The organism is Bacteroidales bacterium (assembly GCA_031275285.1).
Classification (GTDB): domain Bacteria; phylum Bacteroidota; class Bacteroidia; order Bacteroidales; family UBA4181; genus JAIRLS01.
In genome coordinates this window covers 1-9750 of record JAISOY010000210.1, presented here as the reverse complement: position 1 = coordinate 9750, position 9750 = coordinate 1, and the positions used below count along the sequence as shown (strand labels likewise).

Here is a 9750-nt window from a genome sequence, read left to right as displayed (position 1 = left end):
AAAGATATTGCCGGTGGAGGATATTTTTACGATATGGCCTGTCATACACTGGATATACTGGATTTTATCCTGGGAGAGATTTCCGAAGCCAAAGGCTTCACAGCTAACCATGCCGGGTTATATGAAACGGAAGATACGGTCACTGCTTCTTTTCGTTTCGTATCCGGGGTAATAGGATGCGGTGAATGGGCGTATGCCGCTTCCAAATCGTCCGAAGCGGATATGGTAGAGATCACGGGTAACAAAGGAAGTGTCCGTTTCTCCACTTTCACCTTTACTCCGATATTTCTCCGGACAACATATGAACAATCCGAATATAATTTTCCGCGTCCGGAACACATCCAACAACCAATGATCGAAAATATTGTAGCCCAATTACATGGAAAAGGAATATCACCTTCCGATGGAATTTCAGCTGCACGAACTAACCGGGTAATGGATAAAATATTATATTTGAACCCTTAAATTTTGTATGAAAATAGTTATTGACGATAAGATACCTTTTATCAGGGGCGTATTGGAACCATATGCCGAGGTTATTTATTTGCCCGGCTCCGTGTTCGCACACGGAAATATTTCCGATGCCGATGCACTCATCATCCGGACACGTACAAAATGTAACGAAGCCTTGCTGAAAGGGACTTCTGTGAAGTTTATCGCCACGGCGACCATTGGTTATGATCATATCGATACGGAATGGTGTGAAGCGAACGGAATCGCATGGACCAATGCACCGGGATGTAATTCGGGATCAGTACGTCAATACATCGCATCTGCATTGGCCACCTTATCTTCCCATTACGGTTTTTCATTTGAAAATATCACGCTGGGAGTTGTCGGAGTAGGGAATGTCGGAAGCAAAGTCGCCCGACTGGGACAGGAACTGGGAATGAAAGTATTGCTGAACGATCCGCCGAGGGCAAGGATAGAAGGACCTGCACAGTTTGTTCCCCTGGACGAAATCATACATATGAGTGATATTATTTCGCTACATGTACCGCTTAACCGGACAGGGTCCGACCAGACTTTCCACCTGTTCGATGAAGCGATGTTTACCTGTATGCGCAGAAGTACCATCCTTATCAACAGTTCAAGAGGCGAAGTAGTCGACAATGCAGCGTTAAAAAATGCATTGAAGATCAAACATCTGGATGCAGTTGTTCTGGATGTCTGGGAAAATGAACCCGATATCGATACTGAACTGATGTCCAAGCTCAATATTGCCACTCCACATATTGCCGGTTATTCTGCAGACGGCAAAGCCAACGGAACAGCCATGAGCGTACAGGCCCTGAGTCGTTTCTTCGGTCTGCCGCTGACGGACTGGAAACCGGACGATGTGCCCGAACCGGCACAGCCGCTCCATTTTATGTTGGATTGTTACGGAAAGGCTTCCCAACAGTGTATCTGTGAAGCCATCTGGCATACCTATTCTATCAATGACGATGACGGACGTCTGCGGGTTTCTCCCGGCACATTCGAGAAACAGCGCGGAAATTACCCGGTGCGCAGGGAATTTGAGGCATACACCATTCAACTGAAGAATGAACATTCCGGAATAGGAGAACAACTGGTTTCATTAGGATTTAACCTGTCATCAGAAGAAAAGAAGAAAAAATAATCATCAACCTTAATATAATAAATATGAAAGAAGTTTCGGATATTGGTTTGGTAGGTTTGGCCGTTATGGGTGAAAACCTTGTATTGAATATGGAGAGCAAAGGTTTCTCTGTCAGCGTTTATAACCGTACGGTTGAAAAAGTAGACAATTTTGTCAACGGACGCGGAAAAGGGAAAAAGATTTTCGGGGCGCACAGCATCGAGGAATTGGTAGCCTCACTGAAACGTCCCCGTAAGGTGATGTTGATGGTGAAAGCAGGAAAAGCTGTGGACGATTTTATTGAACTGCTTCTTCCCTATCTTGAACCGGGTGATATCATTATCGATGGCGGTAACACCCATTTTCCGGATACCAACCGTCGTACGAAATATGTAGAGAGTAAAGGCCTGTTGTATATAGGTACCGGTGTATCAGGCGGTGAAGAAGGCGCGTTATTAGGTCCTTCTATCATGCCCGGCGGTTCACCGGCAGCCTGGTCTGCAGTGAAACCCATTTTCCAGGCTATTGCCGCCAAAGTGGACGATGGCAAAACTCCCTGCTGTGACTGGGTGGGAAAAGACGGTGCCGGACATTTCGTAAAAATGGTACACAATGGTATCGAATACGGCGACATGCAGCTGATCTGCGAAGCTTACCAGGTAATGAAAGACCTGTTGGGCATGAGCGCCGATGAAATGCACGAAGTATTTGCCGAATGGAACAAAGGAGACCTTGACAGTTACCTGATCGAGATCACCCGTGATATCCTGGCTTACAAAGATACAGACGGCAAACCTATTGTAGACAAGATCCTTGATACCGCAGGACAAAAAGGTACCGGTAAATGGACAGCCGTTGCTGCTTTAGACCAGGGTATTCCCCTGACATTGATCGGAGAAGCGGTATTTGCACGTTGTTTATCTGCCCAAAAAGACGAACGTGTAGCTGCATCTAAAATATTACAGGGACCAAAACCTGCATTCAGTGGTGACAAGAAAGCACTCGTTGAAGATCTGCGCAAAGCATTGTTTGCATCTAAAGTTGTTTCTTATGCACAGGGCTATACCCTGATGCGTTCGGCCTCCGAAGAATATAAATGGGACCTGAACTACGGTGGAATTGCTATGATGTGGCGCGGCGGTTGTATCATCCGTTCCGTATTCTTAGGAAAGATCAAAGAAGCTTTCGACAAGAATCCCGATATTGCAAATATCCTGCTCGATCCGTATTTCACTCAAAAACTGAAAGAAGCACAGGATGGATGGCGTAATGTCGTATCGGCAGCCCTGGCCAACGGTGTGCCCGTTCCCACACTGACTTCAGCGCTATGTTATTATGACGGATACCGTTCGGAACGTTTGCCTGCCAACTTGTTACAGGCTCAACGCGATTATTTCGGAGCACACACCTACGAACGTATCGACAAACCGCGCGGTGAATTTTTCCATACCAACTGGACCGGCCGGGGCGGTGATACCGTGTCTACGACTTATACTGTATAATAAGTTGATAATATCAAAAAAGACTGTCGTATGGCAGTCTTTTTTGATATTTGTTGTTTACAGAACTATTCCGGGTATCTTTTAAATTATTCGGATTGAAAAATTTAAAAGATACCCGGAAAATTTTAGTTACGTCGTCATAGAAGAAAAAATGGTTAAAAAGGCGAAAACTTTTTGTACATATCGTTATTATGTGTATATTTGCCATCCGAAAAATTGAATATATATTTTATAATCAGATAATAAGCAATGAAAAAGGACATTCATCCTAAAAATTACCGATTGGTGGCATTTAAAGATATGTCAAATGACCATACCTTTATCACCCGTTCTACAGCCAATTCACGTGAAACAATTGAAATAGACGGCGTCGAATATCCATTAATCAAACTGGAGATTTCTAATACATCCCATCCGTTTTATACAGGAAAAATGAAATTGGTGGATACTGCCGGACGCGTTGATAAATTTATGAATCGCTACAAAGATCATTACAAGAAAAAATAAATTTTGTAAGAAATAATTGTTCAACTTCGAATTTCATGATAAATTTGTGGAATTCGAAGTTTTTTTTTGCAAAAACTCCTTTTCAATTGTTATATACATAAAGGTAAAAGAAAAAACATAAATCAGACCTCGGTATTTATGGCAAAAAGTTTCTACAATTTTATCATTGATCCTTCTTTGTTCATTGATATTCAGGAAAAAGGACAAGATGTGCTTATTCCTGTTAACAATGAAACAGATCAGGAATTACCTTTACCTAACATACTACCTGTTTTTCCCTTATCACATACTGTGCTGTTTCCGGGAGTAGTATTGCCTATAAATATTGGCCGGGCACAACCGCAAAAGTTCATCGACGATATCTATAAAAACAAGCAGTATATTGCTGTCCTGAGCCAGAAAGTGGGTTTTCTTGACAGAACGTTATCTGTAGACGACTTATACCGGGTAGGTACCATTGCCCAAATCGTTAAAATCCTGGAGATGCCTGATGGATCCCGGGTATTGATCCTTCATGGGAAAAAGCGCTTTACAGTAGATCAGTTTACCGGAAAAAATTCGCTTCATTGTGTAAAATACCATTTATTTGATGATGTACTGGAAAATGAAAATGATCCTGAATACCAGGCTTTGGCTGCAACCGTTAAAGAGCTATCTATCAGGGTTATTGATTTTATATCCACCTATTCGCCGGAAACTTCTTTTGTCATCAAGAATATTGACAATCCCTTACTTGCCGTTAATTTCGTGGCTGCCCATGTACCTATAAAAATTGTCAATCAACAGAAAATCCTTGAAATACCTAACCTAAAGCATCAGGCAACTTCACTGATTGATTATTTGGCACAAGAGCTTCAACTATTGGAGATCAAACATCAGATTGAAAATAAGGTCAAATCTGATTTTGACAAACAGCAACGGGAATACATGCTCCAACAGCAAATGAAAGTCATACAGGAAGAATTGGGGGCAGATCCTGCAAATCAGGAATTCCGGTATTTAGAAGAAGCAGGAGCAAAGAAAAAATGGGGACGGGAACATGAAAAGGTCTTTGAGCGGGAATTAAAAAAATTACGCAGGCTTAACCTGGCTTCCGTAGAATACTCCAATCAACTCAATTATCTGTACACTTTACTCGATCTCCCATGGAATGAGTATACCACAGATCATTTCGATCTGATACGGGCGAAAAAAATCCTGGATGAAGATCATTTCGGATTGGAAAAAGTAAAAGAACGTTTATTGGAATACCTGGCTGTACTGAAACTCAAAAACGATTTAAAATCACCCATCCTTTGTCTCGTAGGCCCACCCGGAGTTGGTAAAACATCTTTGGGTAAATCAATCGCAAAAGCATTAAAGCGGCATTATATTAGGATGTCACTGGGAGGATTACATGATGAATCTGAAATACGCGGACATCGAAAAACTTATATCGGCGCAATGCCCGGACGTGTCATACAAAGTATCCGGAAAGCCAAATCTGCCAACCCGGTTTTTGTACTCGATGAAATAGATAAGATCAGTATAGGTCCACACGGGGACCCGGCTTCAGCCCTGCTCGAAGTGCTCGATCCGGAACAAAACAATACTTTTTATGATAATTACCTGGAACTGGAGTTCGACCTTTCCAAAGTGATGTTTATTGCCACCGCCAACAATTTAATGTCCATAAGCCCGGCTTTACGTGACCGGTTAGAGATCATAGAAGTGAATGGTTATGTCCAGGAAGAAAAAGTTTGTATTGCTCAAAAACATTTGATCCGTAAACAAATAGAAGCCCATGGGCTTACAGATTATCATATATCTTTTTCAAAAGAAGCCATTACCTATATCATTGAAAATTATACACGGGAATCAGGTGTCCGGGAACTGGATAAATCCATTGCTTCTGTTATACGGAATCTGGCAAAAAAGATCGTCATGGAGACCGATTTTCCAAAAAAACTAACCACAAAACATATTTCCGACATTTTAGGGGCGCCTAAATATCTTTATGAAAGATACCAGGGAAATGAGTATGCCGGAGTAGTTACAGGTCTTGCCTGGACTTCAGAGGGGGGAGATATCCTGTTTGTGGAAAGTTCCCTGAGCCATGGAACAGGAACATTGACATTGACTGGTAATCTGGGAAATGTAATGAAAGAATCTGCCGTAATAGCCCTGGAATACCTGAAATCCAATTATCAGCTACTGGATCTGCCATATGATATCTTTGAGCGGTGGAATGTACATGTACATGTCCCGGAAGGAGCTATTCCCAAAGATGGCCCTTCAGCCGGACTGGCTATGGTCGTGGCAATTGCTTCTGCTTTTACGAGGCGTAAGATACAGGATAAGATAGCAATGACCGGAGAAATCACACTACGGGGAAAAATTCTACCGGTAGGAGGCATCAAGGAAAAAATTCTTGCAGCAAAACGGGCCAATATAACAGATATCTATATACCCGTTGCCAATTTAAAGGACATTGCTGAAGTGAATGAATTATTTATTAAGGATCTGAACTTTACCTATGTGGATGACGTATCCGATGTCCTGCAACAGGTATTGCTCGATGAAAAAGTGACCAATGTCCCCGGGATCACTTAAGTATCTTTCTTCTGTATTTAACAGGAAAATGGTATATTTGAGGATTGCTTTTATCTGTAATCCGAATAGATCAACCCACCGATGAAATCCAAGATCCGTTCTTTTTACCTGACGCGTCGTTTTTTTATAGTACTTAGCATTATTGTTGCCTCGTTTATTCTGGCGTATTTACAACCAGTTTTATTTACAGCCGTACAAGTTATTTTTTTCATATGGTTATTGGTTGTTCTTACAGATCTTGTTGTCCTGTATAATAAGAATGGCATCTATGCCGTGCGTACTATGGCTGAACGTATGTCCAACGGCAGCAACAATGAAATTTTGTTACATATTGAAAACCACTATCCTTTTAATATTGACATTGAAGTAGTCGACGAGATCCCTGTACAATTTCAAAAACGGGATGTCTCATTTTTAGAAAAACTGCATCCGTCCCAGACTAAAGTCATCCGGTATCTGTTACGTCCGGTAAAACGGGGAGAATACAGTTTTGGACATGTCCATGTCTTTGTAACTAATTTATTTGGGTTTATTTCGCGGCGATACAGCTTTGGCAAAGAAACCATTATCCCTGTTTATCCTTCATATATAGAAATGCGTAAATATGAATTAATGGCAATTTCAAACCGTTTGACGGAATATGGAGTAAAACGCATCCGGAAACTGGGACATAGCTCCGAATTTGAACATATACGCCCTTATATGGAAGGTGATGATCCACGTACTGTAAACCCCCGTGCTACGGCACGATGTAATGAATTAATGGTAAATGACTATCAGGATGAGAGATCGCAACAGGTCTATTGCCTGATCGATAAAGGGCGAACTATGCAAATGCCATTTGAAGGCTTAAGCTTATTGGATTATGCGATTAATACCTCATTGGTGATCTCCAATATTGCATTAATGAAAGAAGATAAAGCAGGGATAATTACTTTTTCAAACAAGATCAGCAATATACTTCCGGCTGAACGGAGAAAAACACATATACACAAGATTTTAGATACACTATATAATCAGAAAACCCGCTTTCAGGAAAGTGATTTTGAAATGTTGTATGCTACAATATCTTACCATATCACCCAAAGGAGCTTATTGATTTTGTATACCAATTTTGAAACGATTCAGGCCATGAGTCGCCAGTTACCATTCCTTAAACAATTGGCGTTAAAACATCTGCTTTTAATCGTTATTTTCGAGAATACGGAATTAAAGGAAATATCAGAACAGAAAGCGGATAATTTGGAGGGTATCTACCAGAAGGCCATTGCCGAACAATTTATTTATAACAAAAAACTAATGGCTAAAGAACTGAACCAATACGGTATATATACGATTATAACACGTCCTGCTGATCTTACTGTCAATACCATCAACCAGTATCTGGAATTTAAGTCAAGAGGAATGATCTGATCTCCCAAAAGAGGCAAACAGATATGTATTTAACAATGTTGGCTACAATTTCAAAACACTTCTCATACGCTTCTACTACCTATCCCCTACCCCGGCTTTATTTCCACAATCTTTTAATGGTATTTTCTATATTCAACCCTTCGGGCATATCAGAAGAGCGGGTATTCCCGCGAAACCTTTTTCCAAATTGCCTGTTACATAAACTGATGATCCTACTTACAGGCATTTGTAGGTAACCGTTTGGATCTGTTTCTTTTATCCAGTTATAAGCATATATCAACCACTCATTCCTATATTGTTCACTTTGCAGGTAAAACCAGGTAATCTCATCATACCCCCAAACAAAATGGTTATTGATAGTAGATTTTCCAGGGGTTTTACTGCATCCGAAATTATCAAACTCAACCAGATAGGGTAAGGACGGACATGACCATCCGCTGGGGGTAACACATCCGATGCTCCTTCCATATAAAGCATCCAGATAACCTTTCTCCAGGATACACATCTGGGGTTGCTCCGGTATTTCTTTGATCCGTAAGGGAAAAGTATTAAAATCCAGTAAACTTTTTCCATTTACTACCATTCCGCCATGAGGAGTATGCGCATCCAGTAGGATCCAGCCACGCCGTGCATTCTTTACAGCATATGCCCGTAGCTTAGCAATTAGTGATTCCCAATGTAAGAAATATGGATCTGCCATTCCCATCAAAGATGTTTGCCCCAGATGCATAGCTTCACATCCAAGGTCCATATAAGTTCCTGCAAGGAAAATAAACCATAATTGAGATTCCGGCTGGCTGATATCCGGTACACTCGCCCCTTTTCCCCATTGATTGACAAATATACTATCCCTATTCAACATCCTGTTATAATCAAAATTCCGGCTTTCTTTAGGAATCCCCATAGCTTTATATGCCCAATCCGGAATTTTTATATCATTCACCTGCAAAGTGACAATTTCAAAAAGTGCAGCCTGAAAAACTACATCCTTGTCATAAAGATGTATTTCCCGGATAAGTTGCCTGGCATTATCAAGGTATGCAGCATTATTTAATACACTTTCCGTACCCCAACGGTAAATAGACCTTCCTATAAATTTCGCCCCAATATTTTTGATCAACCTTACATCATCCCCTTTATAAGGATAAGGCCCATCATTGGCATAAGGGTCGATCTCGAGAAATTCTGCCATGGTGACCGAACGCGACAGGTAATTTTCCATAACCTCTTTCGAAATACCCGATGCATCGAAAAAATATCCTTTTCGTTCTTGTGCCTGTAAAGAGGAGTACTTCACTAAAAAGCAGACAATCAATAACCATAAACCTGTTTTCATCCTTAACATGATCTCTTGATAAATTATCGAAGATATTAAAATTTTAACAATAATACAATTGAACATAATCTCCTGAGGCTTGTTTATTATGTGTATCCTTATTTAATCAGTTTCATAAAAATTACGGAATGATCAGATAAAGATATCGGAAGACTTGATTTTCGATTTATTTTTGTATAGAATTTTAATGCGTTGGGATATGGGGAAGATTGTTCTTAGTTCAATGGAGTTTTATGCTTTTCATGGTTGTTACCGGGAAGAAAGAATAATAGGGAATCGTTTTATTGTAGATATTACTATAGAAACAGATATGACGATACCTTCGGAAAGTGACAATATTGATGATGCTTTAAATTATGTGCAAGTATACTCAATGGTCAAAGAAGAAATGGATGTTACCTCACATTTACTGGAACATTTATGTTATCGTATTTTAAACCGCATCTTTATTCATTTTTTACAGATACAACAAATCGAAGTAAAAGTTTCCAAATTTAATCCTCCTATAGGAGGACAACTTGAGAGTGTAAGTGTTATCCAGCAAAAGAGTAGATAGCCTGTTTGTTGGATTTAAATAATTGATATGGAAATTTTTAAAATACATTAATATTTTTTCAGATGAGACAAAAATTTGAAGATAACCTAATTGATCGTCGTGTTTATTCAAATATGGTAAGAGCAGGACAGAGAACTTATTTTTTTGATGTAAAAATCAATCGCAATAATCATCATTATCTGGTCATTACAGAAAGCAAAAAAAGGGTTGATGATGACGGTAATTCCGTATTTGATAAATTTAA

The 9750-nt window shown here is 40.1% G+C and carries 9 protein-coding genes; 8 read left to right on the top strand and 1 reads right to left on the bottom strand.

Features of this window, described 5'->3' with window-relative positions; genetic code table 11:
- The 6 genes from LBQ60_20755 to LBQ60_20730 form a co-directional block, all read left to right on the top strand.
- A partial coding sequence (locus LBQ60_20755; GenBank protein MDR2040353.1) for a gfo/Idh/MocA family oxidoreductase occupies window positions 1-465 on the top strand: 465 nt, incomplete at its 5' end.
- A 7-nt stretch (window positions 466-472) separates the two neighbouring features.
- Window positions 473-1621, top strand: a complete 1149-nt coding sequence (pdxB, locus tag LBQ60_20750; GenBank protein ID MDR2040352.1) for a 4-phosphoerythronate dehydrogenase PdxB — start codon at window positions 473-475, stop codon at window positions 1619-1621.
- A gap of 23 nt (window positions 1622-1644) precedes the next feature.
- A complete protein-coding gene (gene gnd, locus LBQ60_20745) occupies window positions 1645-3102 on the top strand; it encodes a decarboxylating NADP(+)-dependent phosphogluconate dehydrogenase (protein MDR2040351.1) in 1458 nt (485 codons plus the stop codon).
- Window positions 3103-3351: 249 nt separating this feature from the next.
- Window positions 3352-3609, top strand: coding sequence for a type B 50S ribosomal protein L31 (locus LBQ60_20740; GenBank protein ID MDR2040350.1), 258 nt, complete (start codon window positions 3352-3354; stop codon window positions 3607-3609).
- A 138-nt stretch (window positions 3610-3747) separates the two neighbouring features.
- Complete coding sequence (lon, locus tag LBQ60_20735) at window positions 3748-6201, top strand: endopeptidase La (GenBank protein ID MDR2040349.1); 2454 nt, start codon at window positions 3748-3750, stop codon at window positions 6199-6201.
- Between the two features lie 81 nt (window positions 6202-6282).
- A complete protein-coding gene (locus tag LBQ60_20730) occupies window positions 6283-7614 on the top strand; it encodes a DUF58 domain-containing protein (GenBank protein MDR2040348.1) in 1332 nt (443 codons plus the stop codon).
- A gap of 97 nt (window positions 7615-7711) precedes the next feature.
- Here LBQ60_20730 and LBQ60_20725 read toward each other — a convergent pair whose 3' ends face one another.
- Window positions 7712-8959 carry a hypothetical protein gene (locus tag LBQ60_20725; protein MDR2040347.1) on the bottom strand — a complete coding sequence of 416 codons (1248 nt, stop codon included), beginning with the start codon at window positions 8957-8959 and terminating at the stop codon, window positions 7712-7714.
- Window positions 8960-9149: 190 nt separating this feature from the next.
- On the opposite strand from LBQ60_20725, the gene folB reads away from it, so the two are divergent.
- Window positions 9150-9506, top strand: coding sequence for a dihydroneopterin aldolase (gene folB / locus LBQ60_20720; protein ID MDR2040346.1), 357 nt, complete (start codon window positions 9150-9152; stop codon window positions 9504-9506).
- Window positions 9507-9568: 62 nt separating this feature from the next.
- Window positions 9569-9750: PUR family DNA/RNA-binding protein (locus LBQ60_20715; GenBank protein ID MDR2040345.1), on the top strand; the 182-nt coding region annotated here is incomplete at its 3' end.